Genomic DNA, 18,306 nt, shown 5'->3' with positions numbered 1-18,306 from the left:
GTCCGCTACCGCGCGCCGCCCGGGCGTCCGGCCAGCGCGTCGAGGTCGGCGCGCGTCATGCCGGAGTGGCGGGCGACCTCGGCGCCCGTGAGGGCTCCGCAGTCGAGGCCGCGCAGCAGGTAGTTGCTCAGCGCCTTGGCCGTGGCGGGCTCGTCCATGACGTCGCCGCCCGCCTGCCCCGCGTACGCGGCCAGCCGTGCCGCCGCCCGCTCGAAGCCCTCGCGGTAGAAGGCGTAGACGGCGGCGTAGCGGGTGGGCAGGTGCCCGGGGTGCATGTCCCAGCCCTGGTAGTAGGCGCGGGCCAGCGAGCGGCGCACGAGCCCGTGGTGGAGGCGCCACGCGTCGTGGACCTTCGCCTGGGAGCCGACGGGCAGGACGTTCGTCGAGCCGTCCGACAGGCGCACCCCTGTACCCGCGGCGGCGACCTGCATCACGGCCTTGGCGTGGTCGGCGGCCGGGTGGTCCATGGCCTGGTAGGCGGCGCTGACGCCGCAGGAGGCGCTGTAGTCGAAAGTGCCGTAGTGCAGCGAGGTGGCCCGCCCCTCGGCCGCCTCGATCATGGGGGCGACGGTTGCCCTGCCGTCGGGGCCGAGGATGGACTGGGTGGTCTCGATCTGGATCTCGAAGCCGATGCGCCCGTTGTCGAGCCCGCGCGCCTTCTCGAACTCCTCGCACAGCCGCACCATGGCGGTGACCTGCTCGGGATAGGTGACCTTGGGCAGCGTGAGGACGAGCCCCTCGGGCAGTCCGCCCGCCTCCATGAGCCCGGTGAGGAAGATGTCGAGGGTGCGGATGCCGCGGTCGCGCACGGCGGCTTCCATGCACTTCATGCGGATGCCCATGTACGGGGGCGCGCCCTCGGTGCCGCAGGCCGCCGCCACCAGGAGCGCCGCGTGGGCCGCGGCGGCGTCCTCCTCGGCGTCGGGGCGGGGGCCGTAGCCGTCCTCGAAGTCGATCCGCAGGTCCTCGACGGGCTCGCGCTCCAGCTTGGCGCGCACCCGGTCGTGCACGGGGCCCGCCAGCTCGTCGTCGAGGCCGAGCACGGCGGCCAGGGAGGCGGCGTCGGGCGCGTGCTGGTCGAGGAGCGCGAGGGCCGCTTCGCCCCACTCGCGGACGGTGTCAGCGGTGACGGCGTCGCCCGGAACGTAGACGGTGTGGACCGGCTGACGGGTGCCGGGGTCCCCGGGGAAGCGCCGGGCCAACTCGGCGTCCACAGGGGCCAGGGCTGCTCCGATGCCCTCGCTCACGGTGCTCGCAAGGCTGGTGGCCACCGTCCCGTGCTCGCTCACGCTCAGCTCCCTCTTTTCCGTTCAGCGGAATCAACAATTCGTATAGCGAAGCTATCCATGCCCCGCCCGAAGGTCAACACCTCCCCGGCACCGGGCCCGACGTGCGACGCCCCCGTACACGTCGTGTACGGGGGCGGCACGGGGAACGCTCACGCGGAGCCGGAAGAGACGCGGGAAGGGGTCAGCCCTTGCGGGTCTTGACCTCTTCGGTGAGCTGCGGGACGACCTCGAAGAGGTCGCCGACGATGCCGTAGTCGACCAGGTCGAAGATCGGGGCCTCGGCGTCCTTGTTGACGGCGACGATGGTCTTCGAGGTCTGCATGCCCGCGCGGTGCTGGATCGCGCCGGAGATACCGGCCGCCACGTAGAGCTGCGGCGAGACGGACTTGCCGGTCTGGCCGACCTGGTTGGAGTGCGGGTACCAGCCCGCGTCCACGGCGGCACGCGAGGCGCCGACGGCCGCACCGAGCGAGTCGGCCAGCGACTCGATGATGTGGAAGTTCTCCGCGCCGTTCACGCCACGGCCACCGGAGACCACGATCGCGGCCTCGGTCAGCTCGGGACGGCCGCTCGACTCGCGCGGGGCGCGCGAGACGACCTTCGTGCCCTTCGCGGCGTCGCCGAAGGAGACGGCGAGCTGCTCGACGGCGGCCGGGGCCGGCGCCGCCTCGGGCGCGGCCGAGTTGGGCTTCACGGTGATGACCGGGGTGCCCTTGGTGACGCGGGACTTGGTCGTGAACGCGGCGGCGAAGACCGACTGCGAGGCCACCGGGCCCTCGTCGCCGGCCTCCAGGTCCACGGCGTCGGTGATGATGCCGGAGCCGACGCGCACGGCGAGACGGGCCGCGATCTCCTTGCCCTCGGCAGAGGAGGGGACCAGCACGGCGGCCGGGGAGACGGCGTCGTAGGCGGCCTGGAGCGCGTCCACCTTCGGCACGACGAGGTAGTCGGCGAACTCGGGCGCGTCGGCGGCCAGCACCTTCACGGCGCCGTACTCGCCGAGGGTCTTCGCGGCCTCGTCGGCGTTCGGGCCCAGGTGCACGGCGACCGGGTCGCCGATGCGGCGGGCCAGGGTCAGCAGTTCGAGGGTCGGCTTGCGGACGGCGCCGTCCACGTGGTCGACGTAGACAAGGACTTCAGCCATGGGATTGCTCTCCTGCCAGAAAAATAAGGGCTGTGGGTCGGACGGGCGTACGCGGGATCAGATGAACTTCTGGCCCGCGAGGTACTCGGCGAGCTGCTTGCCGCCCTCGCCCTCGTCCTTGACGACGGTGCCCGCGGTGCGCGCGGGGCGCTCGGTGGCGTCGTCGACCTTGGTCCAGGCGCCCTCCAGGCCGAAGTCGTCGCCGTCCAGGTCCAGGTCGTCCAGGTCCAGGGACTCCACCGGCTTCTTCTTGGCCGCCATGATGCCCTTGAAGGACGGGTAACGGGCCTCGCCCGACTGGTCGGTGACCGAGATGACGGCCGGGAGCGCGGCCTCCAGGTGCTCGGTCGCGGTGTCGCCGTCGCGGCGGCCGTTGACCTTGCCGTCGGTGACCGAGACCTCGGACAGGAGGGTCACCTGCGGCACGCCGAGACGCTCGGAGAGGACCGCGGGCAGGACGCCCATGGTGCCGTCCGTCGAGGCCATGCCGCACACGACCAGGTCATAACCGGTCTTCTCGATCGCCTTGGCCAGCACCAGCGAGGTGCCCAGCGCGTCGGTGCCATGGAGGTCGTCGTCCTCGACGTGGACGGCCTTGTCGGCACCCATGGACAGCGCCTTGCGCAGCGCGTCCTTGGCGTCGTCGGGGCCGACCGTGAGCACGGTGATCTCCGCGTCGTCGGCCTCGTCGGCGATCTGGAGAGCCTGCTCGACGGCGTACTCGTCCAGCTCCGAGAGCAGGCCGTCAACCGACTCGCGATCGGTGGTCAGGTCCTCGGCGAAGTGCCGGTCGCCGGTGGCGTCGGGCACGTACTTCACACAGACAACGATCCTCAGGCTCACGCCGGCTCTCCTACTGCATCGTCTTACGGCGGTCCGGTCCGTGTGGACCGCTGCTGCCGTCCACAATATTACTCGTCAGTACACTGGGCTCGTTCCCCGTTATCAAGGACCGCGAACTGTGACCTTGCCAACGGTGGAAACGTGCCCGGCGCACCGGGGTCAACTCAATCACGCAGCGCGTTGAAGCGCCCTTGGTGGTACAGCAACGGGCGCCCTCCGCCCGAAGAATCCCCGTCCACGACCTCGGCCAGCACGAGCCGGTGGTCACCGGCCGGCACCCGCGCCACGATCCGGCACACCAGCCACGCCACGACGCCCTCCAGCACGGGCACCCCGCAGGGCCCGGCGCGCCAGGCCGTCGGCGGCGCGAAGCGGTCGGCGCCGCTGCGCGCGAAGGTCGCGGCCAGCTCCCGCTGATGCTCGCCCAGGACGTGCACGCCCACGTGCCCGGCCCCGGCGACGACGGGCCAGCTGGAGGAGCCGGTGCCGATGCCGAAGGAGAGGAGCGGCGGCTGCGCCGCGACGGAGGCCAGCGAGGTCGCGGTGAAGCCCACGGGCCGCCCCCGTGCGGCGGCCGTGACGACGGCGACGCCCGCGGCATGCTGCCTGAAGGCGCCGCGCAGGAGGTCGGCGCCCGTGGCGTTCCCGGTGTTCGTCACGCTCACCGCGCGTTCCCTGACCACATAACGTCACCTTGACGATACGCGGTGCGCACCGTCAAGCCAGGGCCAGGGTTTGGGAGCCGGATCACGCCAGGGCCTGTCACGCCACGGCCTCCCCGAGCGCGGCGATGACGTCCGCCTTGCGTGGCTGCCCCGTCGCCCTGCGCACGATCTGTCCGCCGGGGCCGAGGACGAGGACCGTGGGGGTACGGGTGATGCCCAGCGCGCGGACGAGGCCGAGGTGGGCCTCCGCGTCGATCTCGACGTGGGTGACGCCGGGGACCATGGCGCCGACCTCGTCGAGGGTGCGGCGGGTGGCGCGGCAGGGCTGGCAGAACGCGCTGGAGAACTGGACCAGCGTGGCCCGCTCCCCCAGCCGCGGCACCCCGAGGGTCTCCGCGCTCAGCACCGGCGCCCCGGCGGCTTCGCCGTCGCCGCCGCCCCGTTCGACCCCGCCGTCGCCGCGAACCCCGCTCTCGTCCCGCGTGCGCACCTGGCCCTCCCGTTCCGGGGCGCGGCCGTCCGCCGTCCGCACGCCCGTGTCGTCGCTCCTGGTCCTCTGCCCGTCCCCCGCCGTGTGCAGCGCACGCGCGGGCGCCCGGATTCCCGGGTGCCCCGAAGGCACCGCGTGATGAGGATCTCCTGATCAGGCGAGATACGGGGTAGCCATCGTTCCGTCTTTCGGGAACCATCTTCGGCAACCCGAAGTTACGCATGCGTAGGTTCAGGGCACCTGGCGGGAGAACCTTTCCCCAGGCACCGACACGAAGGGTCCCCCCGACATGGCAGATCTCGTCTACCCGCCGGTGATCGGCTTCGCGCGTACCTGGTTCAAGGCACTCGACCTCCGCTTCGACATCCAGGGCACCGAGCACATACCGCGCAAGGGCGGTGCTGTGCTGGTGAGCAACCACATCAGCTATCTCGACTTCGTCTTCACCGGCCTCGCCGCGCGTCCCGCCAAGCGGCTGGTGCGCTTCATGGCGAAGGACTCCGTCTTCCGGCACAAGGTGTCGGGGCCGCTGATGCGCGCCATGAAGCACATCCCGGTGGACCGCTCGCAGGGCGAGCACGCCTACCGGCACGCGCTCAAGGCCCTGCGCTCCGGCGAGATCATCGGCGTCTTCCCCGAGGCCACGATCTCGCGCTCCTTCACGCTCAAGGACTTCAAATCCGGCGCGGCCCGCCTCGCCCAGGAGGCCAAGGTGCCGATGGTGCCGATGGCGCTGTGGGGCACGCAGCGGCTGTGGACCAAGGGCCACAAGCGGGACTTCGGGCGCAACCACTTCCCGGTCACCATCCGCGTCGGCGAACCGGTGCACCCCGAGCCCGACGAGCCGACGCTCAAGGTCACCGAGCGGCTGCGCGAGCGGGTGCACGATCTGCTGGAGGCGGCGCAGCGCGCGTACCCGGGAGTACCCAAGGGCCCTGAGGACTCCTGGTGGGTGCCCGCGCACATGGGCGGCACGGCACCCACGCCCGCTCAGGCCAAGACGCTCTGAGCCGACGTTACGGGCCGGTGTTCCGAACTGGTCCGGGCTGACGTTCCAGGCCGACGCGCCCGCTCAGGCGCCGGGGCCGGACACCGGGGGGCGTCCGGCCGCGCCGCCGTCGGCCGCTTCGCTGTCAGCCGCGTCGCCGTCGGCGGTGTCCGCGTCCGGCACCTCGACGTCGGACACCTCGGCCTCGGCCAGCCCGCGCAGCACCCGCCCGATGGCGAGGACGCTCTCCACGTCCTCGGGCGGCAGCGAGCCGAGGCGCTTCATGAGCGCCTCGGCCTCGCCGTGAGCCACGTCCGCGAGCGCGCGGGTGCCCGCTTCGGTGACGGCGACGCGGGTGGCGCGGCCGTCGGTGGGGTCGGGCTCCCTGTGGACCAGCCCGGCGGACTGCATGTCCACGATGGCGGCCGTCGCCGTCGGCTGGGAGCACGGCACCCGGTCGGCCAGTACGCCGATGCGCGAGGGCCCGAACTCCTTCAGCAGGGCGAGGAGGATGAGCTGGGTCGGCTGGAGCCGCCCAGCGGGCGCGGCCCTGCGCAGGGTCCGCAGTATGCGGTGCAGGGACACCACGAGTTCCAGTGCCGCGTCCTCGCGCCCGCCCATCGTCCACCCGTCGACTCGCCTTGATCAGGTCAAGAGAGTGTAATGGCGGGTGCGTACATGTCCATCCAGAGCGCCAGGTCCAGGGCCCGTTCCAGACCTCGCCTGGACGCCTGGGTGATCTGCGGGGTGTCCACCTTGGCCGCCTGCTCCAGCCGGTCCCTGCTGACGAGGTCGAAGACGGGGTGCGACGGCTTGGCCAGGATGTCCTTGACGTTGTTCTGGAGGGCCACGGCGTACTGCGGGTCCTGCGTCGAGGGGTACGGGCTCTTGACGCGGTCGTAGACCGAGCGGGGCAGGACGTCCGCCGTCGCCTCGCGCAGCAGGCTCTTCTCCCTGCCGTCGAACGACTTCAGCGACCAGGGCGCGTTGTAGACGTACTCGACGAGCCGGTGGTCGCAGAACGGCACCCGGACCTCCAGGCCGACCGCCATGCTCGCGCGGTCCTTGCGGTCGAGGAGGATGCGCACGAAGCGGGTCAGGTGGAGGTGGCAGATCTTGCGCATCCGGAACTCGAAGTCGCTCTCGCCTTCGAGCCGCTGGACGCCCGAGACGGCCTCGGCGTAGCTGTCCTGGATGTAGCCGGGCAGGTCGAGGGCCTTGGTGGTGGTCTCGGTGAGGATGCTGTCGTCGCTGCCGAAGTGTTCGGCGACCTTCACCAGCCAGGGGAAGGTGTCCGCCTGCTGGGCCGCCGGGTCGAAGAACTGCTTGTAGCCGCCGAAGACCTCGTCCGCCGACTCGCCCGAGAGCGCGACCGTCGAGTGCTGCCTGATGGCCTTGAAGAGCAGGTAGAGGGAGGCGTCCATGTCGCCGAAGCCCGCGGGCATGTCCCGGGCGCGGATCATCTTGGCGCGCACCTCGGGGTCGGCCAGTTCGCCGGAGTTCAGGACGATGTCCTGGTGCTCGGTGCCCGAGCTGCGGGCCACGTCGTGCACGAAGGGGGTGTCGGGGGTGGCGCGCAGCTCGTCGGCGACGAAATTCTCCGTCTGGCCCACGAAGTCCACGGCGAAGCTGCGCACGGTCTCGCCCACCGCGCCGAGCTGCTGGGCCGCCAGCGCGGTCATGGCCGAGGAGTCCAGGCCGCCCGAGAGGAGGGTGCAGCGGGGGACGTCGGCGACGAGCTGGCGGCGCACGATGTCGTCGAGGAGGGTGCGCACGTGCGCGACCGACTCCTCCTGGCCGTCGGGGTGCGGCGCGGTCTCCAGCTTCCAGTACACGTGCGTACGGATGCCGCCCTTGCCGACGGTCACGACGGTGCCGGGCTCGACCTCGCGCATGCCCTCCCACACGGCGTTGCCGGGCGTCTTGACGAACGCGAACAGCTCGCGCAGCCCGCTGAGGCCGACCTCGCGGCGGGCGAGGGGGTTGGCGAGGATGGCCTTGGGCTCGGAGCCGAAGAGGACGCCGTCGTCGGTCGGGTAGTAGTAGAAGGGCTTGATGCCCATCCGGTCCCTGATCATCACGAGCTTGTGCTCACGGCTGTCCCAGATGGCGAACGCGTACATGCCGTTGAGCCGCTCGGCTATCGCCTCGCCCCACTCCAGGTACCCGTGCAGCACCACCTCCGTGTCGGAGTCCGTGGTGAAGCGGTGGCCCCTGGTCGCCAGCTCCTTGCGCAGCTCGGTGAAGTTGTACGCCTCCCCCGAGTACACCATCGCGACGGGCCCGTCGGGCGTCTCGTAGCTCATGGGCTGACGTCCACCGGGCAGGTCGATAATGGCCAGCCTGCGGTGGCCGAGGGCGGCGGGGCCCTCGATCCAGGTACCGCGGTCGTCGGGGCCGCGGCAGGCCATCGTCTCGGTCATGGCGTCGACGGCTTCCTGCTCGGACGCCAGGTTCCGGTTGAACGAGACCCATCCGGCGATTCCGCACATGTTCCTCTCCTCCGATTCCGACCCCGGATGCTTGCGGCACGTGACGGGCAGCGCCCCTGTCGACGCGTCGTGACACGTATTGCACCTGGAGTCATTTGTATCGGGCACCTATGTAATTGCAATGTTTCACGGAGATGTCCGCCACGAAACCCCCCAGTTGCCTCGGGCATCTGATTCGAGCCACGCACACACAGCAGGGGCTGGCCGCCCACGCGGTCCCCGGCACGGTGTTGCTGCCCGGTACGGCGTTCGTCGACCCCCCCACCCACTCGCGGGGCCCACCGGGGGGGGGGGGCCCCGCCCCTGTGCCCTGCGATCTTGTGCGGAGCTTTCCCCGCGCCTTACGGGGAATTTGCTTTGGCGATTGGCGCCGTTTTTACCCGCCCATCTCCTCGCGCAGCGCCGCGAGGAAGCCGTCGACGTCCTCCTCGGCCGTGTCGAAGGAGCACATCCAGCGCACGTCCCCGGCCGCCTCGTCCCAGAAGTAGAAGCGGTAGCGCTTCATCAGCCGCTCGCTCACGTCGTGCGGGAGCCGCGCGAAGACCGCGTTGGCCTCGACGGGGTACAGGATCTCCACCCCGTCGACGGCCTTCACGCCCTCGGCGAGGCGCTGCGCCATGGCGTTGGAGTGGCGCGCGTTGCGCAGCCACAGGTCACCGGCGAGCAGCGCCTCCAACTGCACCGATATGAAGCGCATCTTGGAGGCGAGCTGCATGGACAGCTTGCGCAGGTGCCGCATCGCCGGGCCCGCCGCTTCCGGGTCCAGGACGACGACGGCCTCGCCGAAGAGCATGCCGTTCTTGGTGCCGCCGAAGGAGAGGATGTCCACGCCCGCCGCGTAGGTGAAGGCGCGCATGGGCACGTCCAGCGCGGCGGCGGCGTTGGCGATGCGCGCGCCGTCCATGTGGACCTTCATGCCGCGCTCGTGCGCGTGGGCGCAGATGGCGCGGATCTCCTCCACCGTGTAGAGGGTGCCCAGCTCGGTGTTCTGGGCCAGGGAGACGACCTGCGGCATCGCGCGGTGCTCGTCGTCCCAGCCGTACGCCTCGCGGTCGATCAACCCGGGGGTGAGCTTGCCGTCCTCCGTCGGCACCGTCAGCAGCTTCAGGCCGCCGACGCGCTCGGGCGCACCGCACTCGTCCACGTTGATGTGCGCGGACTCGGCGCAGATCACGGCGCCCCAGCGGTCGGTGAGCGCCTGGAGCGCGACGACGTTGGCGCCGGTGCCGTTGAAGACGGGGAACGCCTCGGCGTACGGGCCGAAGTGGCTGCGCACGACCTGCTGGAGGTGCGCGGTGTACGCGTCGCCCCCGTAGGCGGTCTGGTGGCCGCCGTTGGCGAGGGCGAGCGCGGCCATGATCTCGGGGTGGCCGCCCGCGTAGTTGTCGCTCGCGAAGCCCCGGACGGCGGGGTCGTGGCGGCGGCGTGCTTCGGTGCCGGACGGCGGGTTCAGGGCTTCGGCGTCAGCCACAGGCGGTTTCCGTTCACTTCCTCGGCGGACTTGCTCCAGGTCCCGGCGATGGCCTCGGCCAGCTCCTTGACGTCCGTGAAGCCCGCGAACTTGGCGTTCGGGCGGTCGGCCCGCATCTGGTCGTTCACCAGTGCCTTGACCACCAGGATGGCAGCCGCGGCGGGCGGTCCGGCCTCGCCCCCAGCCTTGCGGAAGGCGTCACCGAGCGCCAGCGTCCATGCCTCGGCCGCCGCCTTGGCGGCGGCGTAGGCCGCGTTGCCCGACGTCGGCCTGCCCGCGCCCGCGGCGCTGGTCAGCAGATAGCGGCCGTTGCCGCTGCGCTCCAGTGCGCCCTGGAAGGCGAGGGACGTGTGCTGGACGGTGCGCACGAGGAGGTCGTGCAGCGTGTCCCAGTGGGACAGGTCCGTCTCGGCGAAGGTGGACGAGCCGCGCCAGCCGCCCACGAGGTGGACGAGCCCGTCGATACGGCCGAACTCCTTCTCGGTGCGGTCCGCCCACTCGCGGGTCGCCGCCAGGTCGAGCAGGTCCACGGTGTCGCCGACGACGGTGGCGCCGCCGTGCGCGAACCGGGCCGCGTCCACTGCCTGCGCGAGGCGCTTGGCGTCCGCGTCGGCCGCGACGACCTTGGCGCCCTCCTCCGCCAGCCGCAGCAGCGTCGCCTGCCCCGCGGGGCCCGCCGCTCCCGCGACGGCGACGACCGTTCCTTCGAGCCGTCCGTTCCCGTTGCCCTGGTAGCCCTGCTCCGTGGTGTCCGTCGTGCCGGTCATGCCCGTCGCCTCCTCGTGCTGCGCCCGCCCCTGTGCTCCGCTCGCGTGTGTGCTCCGCTCACGCGGCGGCCAGGGTGGGGCTCTCGGCCGTGATGCCCTTGGTCGATGCGATCACGCCGCGGAGCTTCTTCGCGAGTGCCTCGTAGAACATGCTCAGCGGAAACTCGTCCGGCAGCACCTCGTCCACCAGCTTGCGGGGCGGGAGGGAGAGGTCGAGCGCGTCGGGACCCTTGGCCCAGGTGGACCCGGGGTGCGGGGAGAGGTACGTGGAGACCAGTTCGTACGCCTTGAACCAGTGCACCAGCTTGGGGCGGTCGATGCCCGCGCGGTAGAGCGTCTCGATCTCCTCGCGCAGCGAGACGGTCACCTCGCGTGCGCGGTCCCAGTCGATGGTGAGCTTGTTGTCCGTCCAGCGCAGGGCCTCGTGCTGGTGGAGGTAGGCGAAGAGGAGCTGGCCGCCCAGGCCGTCGTAGTTGCGGGTGCGCGCGCCCGTCACGGGGAAGCGGAAGAGCCGGTCCAGGAGCACGGCGTACTGCACGTCGCGGCCCTGGGGGTAGCCGTCGGCGGCCAGCTTCCCCGACTCGTGGAAGGCGGTCAGATCGCAGCGCAGCTCTTCGAGCCCGTACATCCAGAACGGCTGCCGCTGCTTGATCATGAAGGGGTCGAAGGGCAGGTCGCCGTGGCTGTGGGTGCGGTCGTGGATCAGGTCCCACAGCACGAAGGTCTCCTGGCAGCGCTCCTGGTCGGCCAGCAGTCCGCGGGCCTCCTCGGGCAGCTCCAGGCTGGTCACCTCGCGGGCCGCCTCCACGACACGGCGGAAGCGCGCGGCCTCGCGGTCGCAGAAGATGCCGCCCCAGGAGAAGCGCTCGGGCGCCTCGCGCACGGCGATCGTCTCCGGGAAGAGGACGGCGGAGTTGGTGTCGTAGCCGGAGGTGAAGTCCTCGAAGGTGATGCCGCAGAACATCGGGTTGTCGTAGCGGGTGCGCTCCACCTCGGCGAGCCAGTCCGGCCACACCATGCGCAGCACGACGGCTTCCAGGTTGCGGTCCGGGTTGCCGTTCTGCGTGTACATCGGGAAGACGACCAGGTGCGTGAGGCCGTCCTCGCGCCGCTGCGCGGGCTGGAAGGCGAGCAGCGAGTCGAGGAAGTCGGGGACGCCGAAGCCCTCGTCGGCCCAGCGGCGCAGATCGGCCAGCAGCGCCTCGTGGTACGCGGCGTCGTGCGGCAGCAGCGGGGCCAGCTCGGCGACGGCGGTGCGGACCCGCTCCAGCTCGGCCTCTATCGCGGCGCGCGACGGCGCGTCCTCGGCCTCGAAGTCGATGGAGCCGTCCTTGGACTGGGCCGGGCGGATCGCCTCCACGGCCGTCTTCAGGGCGGTCCAGGCGGGGTGCCCGGCCACCACGGGCTCGGCGGGGCTGTGGCCACCAGAGCCGCTGACGGACGAAAGTCCGCCCTTCGCACCCTCGGGCGAAAGAATTTCCGTCATGACTACCCCTCCACAGGAGAACCTCGCGTGGAAGAACCGTAACCACGCGAGGCTTCTCACTCAAGGGGAGACCACAGGAGAATGTTCACGTCACCCCGGGGTTTCACCGTCAATCTTCCGGCCGGAGACCGTTCCGGCGACGGCTTCTCCCAGTCCCCGCTGGGCCTCACGGGCTTCGGCGAGCAGTTCCCCGAAGCCGAAGAAACCGTGGAACATCCCCGGGAAGTACGCCTCGCTCGCCTCGGTGCCCGCCTCCCGCAGCTTCGCCGCGTAGGCGCCGCCCTCGTCGCACAGCGGATCGCAGCCCGCCGTGATCACGTACGCGGGCGGCAGGCCCGTCAGATCGGCGCGCAGGGGTGCGGCATAGGGGTGGTCGCGGTCGCCGTCGGGCCCGAAATACTGCTCCCCGAACCAGCGCACCGCCTCGCTCGTGAGGTAGTGACCCTTCGCGTTCGCGCGGTGCGACTCCGTGTCCACGGCCGTGTCGGTCGCCGGGTAGATCAGCGCCTGGAGCGCGAGGGCCGGGCCGCCCCTGTCGCGGGCGACGAGGGCGGCGGCCGCCGCGAGGTTGCCGCCCGCACTGTCGCCCGCGACGACCAGCGCTCCGGGGGCGCCGCCCAGCTCGCCGACGTGCCCGGCGGCCCAGCACACGGCGGCGTAGGCGTCCTCCACGGGCGCGGGGAAGCGGACCTCCGGGGCGAGCCGGTAGTCGACGGAGACGACCACGGCGCCGCCCTCCCGGCAGATGGAGCGCGCGGTGCCGTCGTGGGTGTCCAGGTCGCACAGCACCCAGCCGCCGCCGTGGAAGAAGACCACGGTGGGACGGGGGCCCTCCGCGAACGGGCGGTAGATCCGTACGGGCAGCGCGGGCGCGCCCTCGGGGCCTGGGACCGTGCGGTCGGTGACCTCGCGCACGGGCGGGGGCTCGAAGGGCGGGCGTGGCGCCTGCGCGAGCACGCGGCGGGCCTCGACGGCGTCGGTGACCGCGCCGCCGACGTCGGGGAAGACGGCCGTCAGCGCCTCCACGAGAGGGCGCGCCTCGGGCGCGAGCCGGGCGGGGGCGCGCGGGGCGGGGACGGGCAGGGGGGCGGCCGGTGCGGGGGCCGGGGAGGACGGGGTGGACGGGGAGGCCGGGAAGGCCGGAGGGTGCACGGGGTCGTCGGTCACGGGTGCGCTCCTTCGTGGGTGGTGTCCGGCGTGCCGCGAGCGGGCGCGGAAGTGCGGGGGCCGTCGTCGCGGAAGCGCGGGATGACCTTCTCGCCCCATTGCCGGATGGTCTCCATGCACACCTCTTGCGGCACCGTGCCCATCTGGATCAGGCACATGATCTCGTCCGCGCCCGCTTCGCGCAGCCGTTCCACGTACGCGACCGCGTCCTCGGCGCTTCCGTACGCGTGGTCGGCCTGGAAGGTGGCGGTGGAGCTGGGGCGTACGGGGATGTCCTGCTCGTGCAGCCTCGCCACCATCAGCTCCTCGGCCGCGCGCATCCCGGCCGCCTCGTCGGCGCCCTCCACCACGGCCTCGTCGGGCACTCCCCCGCCGCCGTACCAGTGGCCGATGGACTGCGCGAAGAACCGCTGCCCACGCACCCCGACGCTGCGCGCCCGCTCCGGGTCGTCGAGCACGATGGTCGGGCACAGCACCGAGAAGTGGTCGTTGACCTCGGTCGAGACGAAGTGCGCGCTGCCGCGCTCCGCCCTCGCCACGTCGTAGGTACGGCGCATGCGCGCGACGGACGCGGGCCCCGCGAAGCCCATCACCAGCGCGCCGACGCCGAGCTCGGCAGCGCGTACGAGCGTCTCCTCGCGGCTGCACGCGAGGAAGAGCGGCGGGTGCGGGGCCTGCGCGGGGCGGGGCAGCACGGGGTGCGGGTCGATGTCGAGGAGTTCGCCGTGGTGCTCCAGCTCGTCCCGCTGCCAGGCGGCCCCGATGATCCGCAGCGCCTCCTCCACCTCCTGGGCGGTGCGCTCCCTGTCGACGCCGCACAGGGAGGTCTCCTGGAGCGTGCCGCCGCGCCCCGCGCCGAGGTCGAGACGTCCGCCGGAGAGCAGATCGAGAGTGGCGGCGCGCTCGGCGACGCGGGCCGGGTGGTTGAAGCGGAACGGCATGCAGACGACCCCGTGCCCGATGCGCAGGGTGCTGGTCCGCGCGGCCACCCACGTCAGGAAGATCTCCGGGGCCGACATGTGCGCGTACCACTTGAGGGAGTGGTGCTCGACGGCCCAGATCCCGTCGAACCCCATCCGCTCGGCGAGGACGGCCTGCTCGACGCTGTCCCTGAAGAGCTGGTGCTCACACTCGACGGTCGGGTCGGCGAGCTGTGCCTCGAAGATCATGGAGAACTTCACCCATGCCACCTCCTGCTCCTGCCGGAATCCGGAACGCCGCGTGCCCGGCCGGCGGGGCGGTCGGGCGACGGCCGGCGGAACGGCCGGATCCCTTGAAGACTCCGGCTGTTTCGGTTAGCCATATGACTAACCGTCAGGTCTACAGAAGGCAAGGCATGCGACGACAGCGCCGACGCTCCGAGGCCGAGCTCCCGCCGACCGCCTGGGCCGTGCTCGGTCTGCTCTCCTTCCCCGGCGAACGCACCGGCTACGACCTGAAGAAGTGGGCCGACGCCTCGCTGCGCTTCTTCTACTGGTCGCCCGCGATCAGCCAGATCTACGCCGAACTGCGCCGCCTGGAGGGCCTCGGCTACGCCTCCTCGCGCCGCTCAGAGCCCGACGAGCCCCGCGCCAAACGCCGTTACGCGATCACGGCGGCGGGCCGCGCCGCGCTGGCGCGCTGGGCGGACACGAGCGAACCGGGGCCGCCCGTCCTCAAGCACCCGCTGGTGCTGCGGATCTGGCTGGGCCACCTCGCGGAGCCCGAACGCCTGGCCACGCGCGTACGCGAACACATGGAGCGCACACGGGCCGAGCTGAAGGAGATACGGGACGCGCTGGCCCGCGCGGACGCGCACGACGCAACGGGCGGGGAGCCGGGCGACGGCACCGGTGCGACGGGCGGAGGCGCCGGTGCGACGGGCGAGGGCTGGCGGCATCCGCGGATCGCGCTGCGCTGGAGCGAGCGGCACCAACTGGCCGAGCTGGAGCTGGCCGAGGCGATGCTCGCGGACCTGGCGGAGCCGCACCCTACGGGCGCGCGGGAGCCGACGGAGGGCGACCGTGCGGATACCGGCGCGGGCACCCCCGCGGACACCGCGCCCACGGACGGGTGACGTAGCGGGACCTCGGGTGCGCGGACCGCTAGGACGGAGCCGGAACGGCGAGCCGGGACAGCCCGCGCTCCCGGCCTACCCCGTAAGGGAGTTCACGTGAGCATTCGCGCCGTCGTCCTCGCCGCGCTCATCACCGGTTTCGCGCTGGGGGCCGCGGACACCCGGCCCGACGCCGCGCCGTCCGTCCGGGCGCCAGGGCCCGGGCAGACGGCCGTCGCGGGCCGCTAGGGGGTGTCTTCAAGGTCCCGTCCGGGCCGCGACGCCTGGTCTGACGGCCGGACGACGCTACCTTGAAGACACCCCCTAGTCTGGCGGCGCGTACCGGGACGTACCGCCTACCGTCCGTGCCGTTCCGTGCGCGCTACGCCGTCACCGTACGAAAGCGAGAGCGCGTCGTGTCACTGCTCACCGTCGGCCACCGAGGTGTCATGGGCGTCGAGCCCGAGAACACCCTCCGGTCCTTCGTCCGCGCCGAGCGCGAAGGGCTCGACGTCATCGAGCTGGACCTCCACCTCAGCAAGGACGGAGCGCTGGTGGTGATGCACGACGCCGACGTCTCCCGCACCACCGACGGCTCCGGGCCCATCGGCGACTTCACGCTCGCCGAACTGCGCGAGCTGGACGCGGGCGAGGGCGAGCGGATCCCTGTCTTCGAGGAGGTCGTGGACGCGGTGGGCGCGCCGCTCCAGGCCGAGATCAAGGACCGGGCCGCGGCGCGGGTGCTGGCCGAGGTGATCAAGGAGCGGGGGCTGCACGAGCGGATCACCGTGATCTCCTTCCACGACGCCGCCCTGCGCGAGACCCGCGAGCAGCTCCCCGACATCCCCCTCGTGCTGGTCACCGGCAAGTCCACGCCCACGGCCCCCGAGCGCGCCGAGGCGCTGGGCGCCGGCATGGTCTCCTGCGAGCTGCGCAGGCTGGAGGCGGAGACCGTCGAACGCTGCCACGCGGCCGGGATCAAGGTCATCAGTTGGACCGTGAACACCGAGGAGGAACTGGCCCGCGCCCGCGAGCTGCGCCTCGACGGGGTGGTCACGGACATGCCCGCGATCCACCGCGCGGCCGGAAGCGGGAACGGCGCGGCGGGGGCCTGAGTCCAGGCCCGACACCGCAGTCGCCGCGGTCAGCCGAGCCGCTTGACGAGCAGTTCGAAGGCGAGGTCGTCGCGCTGCGGGATGCCGAAGCGCTCGTCGCCGTAGGGGAAGGGCGTCAGCTCTCCCGTACGGGTGTAGCCGCGGCGCACGTACCAGGCAATCAGGTCCTCGCGCTGGAGGATCACCGTCATCTGCATCTCCGTGGCGCCCCACTCGGCCCGCGCGGCGCGCTCCGCCTCGGCCAGCACGATCTTGCCGAGCCCGGCGCCCTGGAGGGTGGGGCGCACGGCGAACATGCCGAAGTACGCGTGCGTGCCACGGTGTTCGAGCTGGCAGCAGGCGGCGATCCCGTCCTCGCCCGCGCGCTCGAAGACCAGCAGCCTGCTGTCCGGGTCCTTGACCACGGCCGCGACGCCCTCGGGGTCGGTGCGCTGGCCCCCCAGGATGTCCGCCTCCGTGGTCCAGCCCACGCGGCTGGAATCGCCCCGGTAGGCGGACTCCACCAGCTCGACCAGCGCGGGGATGTCGGACTCGACGGCCGCCCTGGAGGTCACCCCGGCCGCGTCGGCCGTCCCGGGGCCGCCACCAGGCGTCCCGGTGCGCTCAGGGGTCTCGGGGCTCTCCTTGACGTTCTCCATGGCTCACGAGCCTAACCCCGTCCCACGGGTCACTGGTCACCGGCGGACTGCCCGGCCTCGGGCGCCGGTCCGAAGGCGCGCAGGAAGGTGTCGACCGCCGCGCGGGCCCCCGCGCGCAGCTCCGCGTCGGCCACGGGCCGCGTGCCCAGCCGCGAGCGCGTCTCCATGGGCCCGGTGAGCAGCGCGAGGAACTGGCCGGCCGCCACGTCCGGGTCGGCCGCACGCAGCCCGCCCCCGAGGGAGAGCCGGGCCAGCCGGTTGGCCAGCGCCTCGCCGAGACGGTTCGCGCCGCGCCCGTGCACCGTGTCGAAGAGTTCGGGGAACCTGTGGATCTCCGCGTACAGCAGGCGCCGCAGCGCCCACGCCCGCTCCCCGCCCTGGCAGCGGAGCAGCCGGTGCCCCACGTCCTCCAGTGTGGCGCGCACATCGCCCTCGCCGGTCAGCGCCTCGATCGCGGACAGGCTCTCGGCCAGCGCCCTGTCCGCCGCCGCTGCCATGGCCTCGCGGAAGAGGCCCTCCTTGTCGCCGAGGTGGTTGTAGACGGTGGGCTTGGCCACGCCCGCCTCGGCCGCGATCTCCTTGACGCACGCCTGGTGGTACCCCTCGCGCGCGAACACCGTGAACGCGGCGTCCAGGATCGCCCGCCGTTTGTCGATGCGCCCGCGTGACACGTCCCTGCCGTCACGGCCCTCCCGACCCTCCCGGCCGTCCCTGCCGTCCCTGCCGTCACGTGCCCGTACCGCCGTCGTCCTCGCTCCGCTCACCCGGGCAGACTACTGGGCAGGGCGCCCTGCTGTACCGGCGAATCCAATCCTGTGGACGCCTGCGGTCACCCCTCTCCTGTCCCACGCGTGGTCCCCGCGTCGTGCCACGGCGTGGCCCCGCCGGGGGTTCGACGCGTGCACGGGCCCGGCGGTTAGGGTCCGGGCATGGTGCACGTACTGAGCAGCCGCGTACTGCTGCGGCCCACGGACCCCGAGCGGTCCAGGGCCTTCTACGGACAGGCCCTGGGACTCTCCGTCTACCGGGAGTTCGGCACGGGCCCCGAACGCGGAACCGTCTACTTCCTGGGCGGCGGCTTCCTGGAGGTCGCGGGCCGCTCCGAGGAACCCCCTTCCCCCGGGCTTCAGCTGTGGCTCCAGGTCCCGGACGCCGAGGCCGCGCACGAGGAGCTGAGGGCGGCCGGGGTCGAGATCGTCAGAGAGCCGGTGCAGGAGCCCTGGGGGCTCGTCGAGATGTGGATCGCGGACCCGGACGGGGTGCGGATCTGCGTGGTCGAGGTCCCGAGGGAGCACCCGATCCGGTACCGGCCCGGGATCTGAGCCCGGCGCGGACCAGCCGTTCACCACCTTCACGCCGTCCGCCGCCCATTGGGGGTTCCCTCGGCCGCCCGGACCGGGGCGTACTGGTGGGATGTGCCCTCGCTCCGTCTCGGAGGAGACGCCCGTACCCGCCGCCGGGAACACCCGCGTGGAGCTGCCGGTCCCGCCCGTGCTGTGCCCGTTCCCCCTCTCGTACGACGAGGAGGCCGCGCGCCGGGCGGACGAGGGGATCCTCGCGTGGGCCGGCTCGCTGGGCCTGCCCCCGGAGCGGCGGACGGAGCTGGCCGGCCTCTGCCCGCACTGCCGGGACGGCGGCTCCGCCCGCTGATCCGGCGGCGGTCTCCCGGGGCGGCCTCGCGGGGCGGTGCTCCCCCGTTGCGCCCGTGCGCTCCCG

Annotated in this window: 20 protein-coding genes; 6 read left to right on the top strand and 14 right to left on the bottom strand. The window is 72.3% G+C overall.

Annotated features, from left to right (window positions below):
• Positions 1 to 5 precede the first annotated feature (5 nt).
• The 5 genes from ACWGJ2_RS25780 to ACWGJ2_RS25760 form a co-directional block, all read right to left on the bottom strand.
• Entirely contained in the window at positions 6 to 1,289 is a 1,284-nt protein-coding gene (locus tag ACWGJ2_RS25780) for a DUF6986 family protein (protein ID WP_453348597.1), read from the bottom strand.
• A 181-nt stretch (positions 1,290 to 1,470) separates the two neighbouring features.
• Positions 1,471 to 2,433 (bottom strand): electron transfer flavoprotein subunit alpha/FixB family protein, encoded by a 963-nt coding sequence (locus ACWGJ2_RS25775; protein WP_453348596.1) that lies wholly within the window; start codon positions 2,431 to 2,433, stop codon positions 1,471 to 1,473.
• A 57-nt stretch (positions 2,434 to 2,490) separates the two neighbouring features.
• Positions 2,491 to 3,276 (bottom strand): electron transfer flavoprotein subunit beta/FixA family protein, encoded by a 786-nt coding sequence (locus ACWGJ2_RS25770; protein WP_453348595.1) that lies wholly within the window; start codon positions 3,274 to 3,276, stop codon positions 2,491 to 2,493.
• Positions 3,277 to 3,440: 164 nt separating this feature from the next.
• Positions 3,441 to 3,941, bottom strand: a complete 501-nt coding sequence (locus ACWGJ2_RS25765) for a flavin reductase family protein (protein ID WP_453348594.1) — start codon at positions 3,939 to 3,941, stop codon at positions 3,441 to 3,443.
• A gap of 97 nt (positions 3,942 to 4,038) precedes the next feature.
• Complete coding sequence (locus ACWGJ2_RS25760) at positions 4,039 to 4,473, bottom strand: thioredoxin family protein (protein ID WP_453348593.1); 435 nt, start codon at positions 4,471 to 4,473, stop codon at positions 4,039 to 4,041.
• 247 nt (positions 4,474 to 4,720) lie between these two features.
• Here ACWGJ2_RS25760 and ACWGJ2_RS25755 point away from each other — a divergent pair, with 247 nt between their 5' ends.
• Positions 4,721 to 5,440, top strand: coding sequence for a lysophospholipid acyltransferase family protein (locus tag ACWGJ2_RS25755; protein WP_453348592.1), 720 nt, complete (start codon positions 4,721 to 4,723; stop codon positions 5,438 to 5,440).
• A gap of 63 nt (positions 5,441 to 5,503) precedes the next feature.
• Here the strand turns inward: ACWGJ2_RS25755 and ACWGJ2_RS25750 are convergent, their stop codons facing one another.
• The 7 genes from ACWGJ2_RS25750 to ACWGJ2_RS25720 all read right to left on the bottom strand — a co-directional run bounded on the left by ACWGJ2_RS25750 (position 5,504) and on the right by ACWGJ2_RS25720 (position 13,983).
• Entirely contained in the window at positions 5,504 to 6,040 is a 537-nt protein-coding gene (locus tag ACWGJ2_RS25750; RefSeq protein ID WP_453348591.1) for a MarR family winged helix-turn-helix transcriptional regulator, read from the bottom strand.
• 29 nt (positions 6,041 to 6,069) lie between these two features.
• Positions 6,070 to 7,911: an asparagine synthase (glutamine-hydrolyzing) gene (asnB, locus tag ACWGJ2_RS25745; protein WP_453348590.1), complete on the bottom strand. Its 1,842-nt coding sequence runs from the start codon at positions 7,909 to 7,911 to the stop codon at positions 6,070 to 6,072.
• A 376-nt stretch (positions 7,912 to 8,287) separates the two neighbouring features.
• Positions 8,288 to 9,364, bottom strand: coding sequence for a threonine aldolase family protein (locus ACWGJ2_RS25740; protein ID WP_453348636.1), 1,077 nt, complete (start codon positions 9,362 to 9,364; stop codon positions 8,288 to 8,290).
• Positions 9,361 to 10,149, bottom strand: coding sequence for an SDR family NAD(P)-dependent oxidoreductase (locus ACWGJ2_RS25735; RefSeq protein ID WP_453348589.1), 789 nt, complete (start codon positions 10,147 to 10,149; stop codon positions 9,361 to 9,363). The genes ACWGJ2_RS25740 and ACWGJ2_RS25735 overlap by 4 nt, the downstream gene beginning before the upstream one ends.
• Before the next feature lie 58 nt (positions 10,150 to 10,207).
• On the bottom strand, positions 10,208 to 11,635 hold the full coding sequence (locus ACWGJ2_RS25730) for a DUF6421 family protein (RefSeq protein WP_453348588.1): 1,428 nt from the start codon (positions 11,633 to 11,635) through the stop codon (positions 10,208 to 10,210).
• Positions 11,636 to 11,725: 90 nt separating this feature from the next.
• Positions 11,726 to 12,718 (bottom strand): alpha/beta hydrolase, encoded by a 993-nt coding sequence (locus ACWGJ2_RS25725; protein ID WP_453348635.1) that lies wholly within the window; start codon positions 12,716 to 12,718, stop codon positions 11,726 to 11,728.
• Positions 12,719 to 12,798: 80 nt separating this feature from the next.
• Positions 12,799 to 13,983 (bottom strand): LLM class flavin-dependent oxidoreductase, encoded by a 1,185-nt coding sequence (locus ACWGJ2_RS25720; RefSeq protein WP_453348634.1) that lies wholly within the window; start codon positions 13,981 to 13,983, stop codon positions 12,799 to 12,801.
• Positions 13,984 to 14,138: 155 nt separating this feature from the next.
• Between ACWGJ2_RS25720 and ACWGJ2_RS25715 the strand changes: the two genes are divergently transcribed.
• The 3 genes from ACWGJ2_RS25715 (at position 14,139) to ACWGJ2_RS25705 (ending at position 15,952) form a co-directional block, all read left to right on the top strand.
• Positions 14,139 to 14,858, top strand: a complete 720-nt coding sequence (locus tag ACWGJ2_RS25715; protein WP_453348587.1) for a PadR family transcriptional regulator — start codon at positions 14,139 to 14,141, stop codon at positions 14,856 to 14,858.
• Between the two features lie 96 nt (positions 14,859 to 14,954).
• A complete protein-coding gene (locus ACWGJ2_RS25710; RefSeq protein ID WP_453348586.1) occupies positions 14,955 to 15,086 on the top strand; it encodes a hypothetical protein in 132 nt (43 codons plus the stop codon).
• Positions 15,087 to 15,253: 167 nt separating this feature from the next.
• A complete protein-coding gene (locus ACWGJ2_RS25705) occupies positions 15,254 to 15,952 on the top strand; it encodes a glycerophosphodiester phosphodiesterase (RefSeq protein ID WP_453348585.1) in 699 nt (232 codons plus the stop codon).
• A 29-nt stretch (positions 15,953 to 15,981) separates the two neighbouring features.
• Here the strand turns inward: ACWGJ2_RS25705 and ACWGJ2_RS25700 are convergent, their stop codons facing one another.
• Together ACWGJ2_RS25700 and ACWGJ2_RS25695 are read right to left on the bottom strand one after the other, a co-directional pair.
• A complete protein-coding gene (locus ACWGJ2_RS25700) occupies positions 15,982 to 16,590 on the bottom strand; it encodes a GNAT family N-acetyltransferase (RefSeq protein ID WP_453348584.1) in 609 nt (202 codons plus the stop codon).
• Positions 16,591 to 16,619: 29 nt separating this feature from the next.
• A complete protein-coding gene (locus ACWGJ2_RS25695; RefSeq protein ID WP_453348633.1) occupies positions 16,620 to 17,261 on the bottom strand; it encodes a TetR/AcrR family transcriptional regulator in 642 nt (213 codons plus the stop codon).
• Positions 17,262 to 17,519: 258 nt separating this feature from the next.
• Between ACWGJ2_RS25695 and ACWGJ2_RS25690 the strand changes: the two genes are divergently transcribed.
• Positions 17,520 to 17,912: a VOC family protein gene (locus ACWGJ2_RS25690; RefSeq protein ID WP_453348583.1), complete on the top strand. Its 393-nt coding sequence runs from the start codon at positions 17,520 to 17,522 to the stop codon at positions 17,910 to 17,912.
• A 91-nt stretch (positions 17,913 to 18,003) separates the two neighbouring features.
• Complete coding sequence (locus ACWGJ2_RS25685; protein WP_453348582.1) at positions 18,004 to 18,240, top strand: hypothetical protein; 237 nt, start codon at positions 18,004 to 18,006, stop codon at positions 18,238 to 18,240.
• Positions 18,241 to 18,306: the final 66 nt, after the last annotated feature.

This window comes from Streptomyces sp. NPDC054796 (assembly GCF_053611545.1).
This window is presented reverse-complemented; position numbering and strand designations above follow the sequence as displayed.

Coding starts and splice junctions, on each gene's coding strand:
- ACWGJ2_RS25775 (WP_453348596.1), bottom strand. CDS start 2,433: ATGGCTGAAGTCCTTGTCTACGTCGACCACGTGGACGGCGCCGTCCGC.
- ACWGJ2_RS25755 (WP_453348592.1), top strand. CDS start 4,721: ATGGCAGATCTCGTCTACCCGCCGGTGATCGGCTTCGCGCGTACCTGG.
- ACWGJ2_RS25750 (WP_453348591.1), bottom strand. CDS start 6,040: ATGGGCGGGCGCGAGGACGCGGCACTGGAACTCGTGGTGTCCCTGCAC.
- asnB (WP_453348590.1), bottom strand. CDS start 7,911: ATGTGCGGAATCGCCGGATGGGTCTCGTTCAACCGGAACCTGGCGTCC.
- ACWGJ2_RS25735 (WP_453348589.1), bottom strand. CDS start 10,149: ATGACCGGCACGACGGACACCACGGAGCAGGGCTACCAGGGCAACGGG.
- ACWGJ2_RS25730 (WP_453348588.1), bottom strand. CDS start 11,635: ATGACGGAAATTCTTTCGCCCGAGGGTGCGAAGGGCGGACTTTCGTCC.
- ACWGJ2_RS25715 (WP_453348587.1), top strand. CDS start 14,139: ATGCGACGACAGCGCCGACGCTCCGAGGCCGAGCTCCCGCCGACCGCC.
- ACWGJ2_RS25700 (WP_453348584.1), bottom strand. CDS start 16,590: ATGGAGAACGTCAAGGAGAGCCCCGAGACCCCTGAGCGCACCGGGACG.
- ACWGJ2_RS25690 (WP_453348583.1), top strand. CDS start 17,520: ATGGTGCACGTACTGAGCAGCCGCGTACTGCTGCGGCCCACGGACCCC.
- ACWGJ2_RS25685 (WP_453348582.1), top strand. CDS start 18,004: ATGTGCCCTCGCTCCGTCTCGGAGGAGACGCCCGTACCCGCCGCCGGG.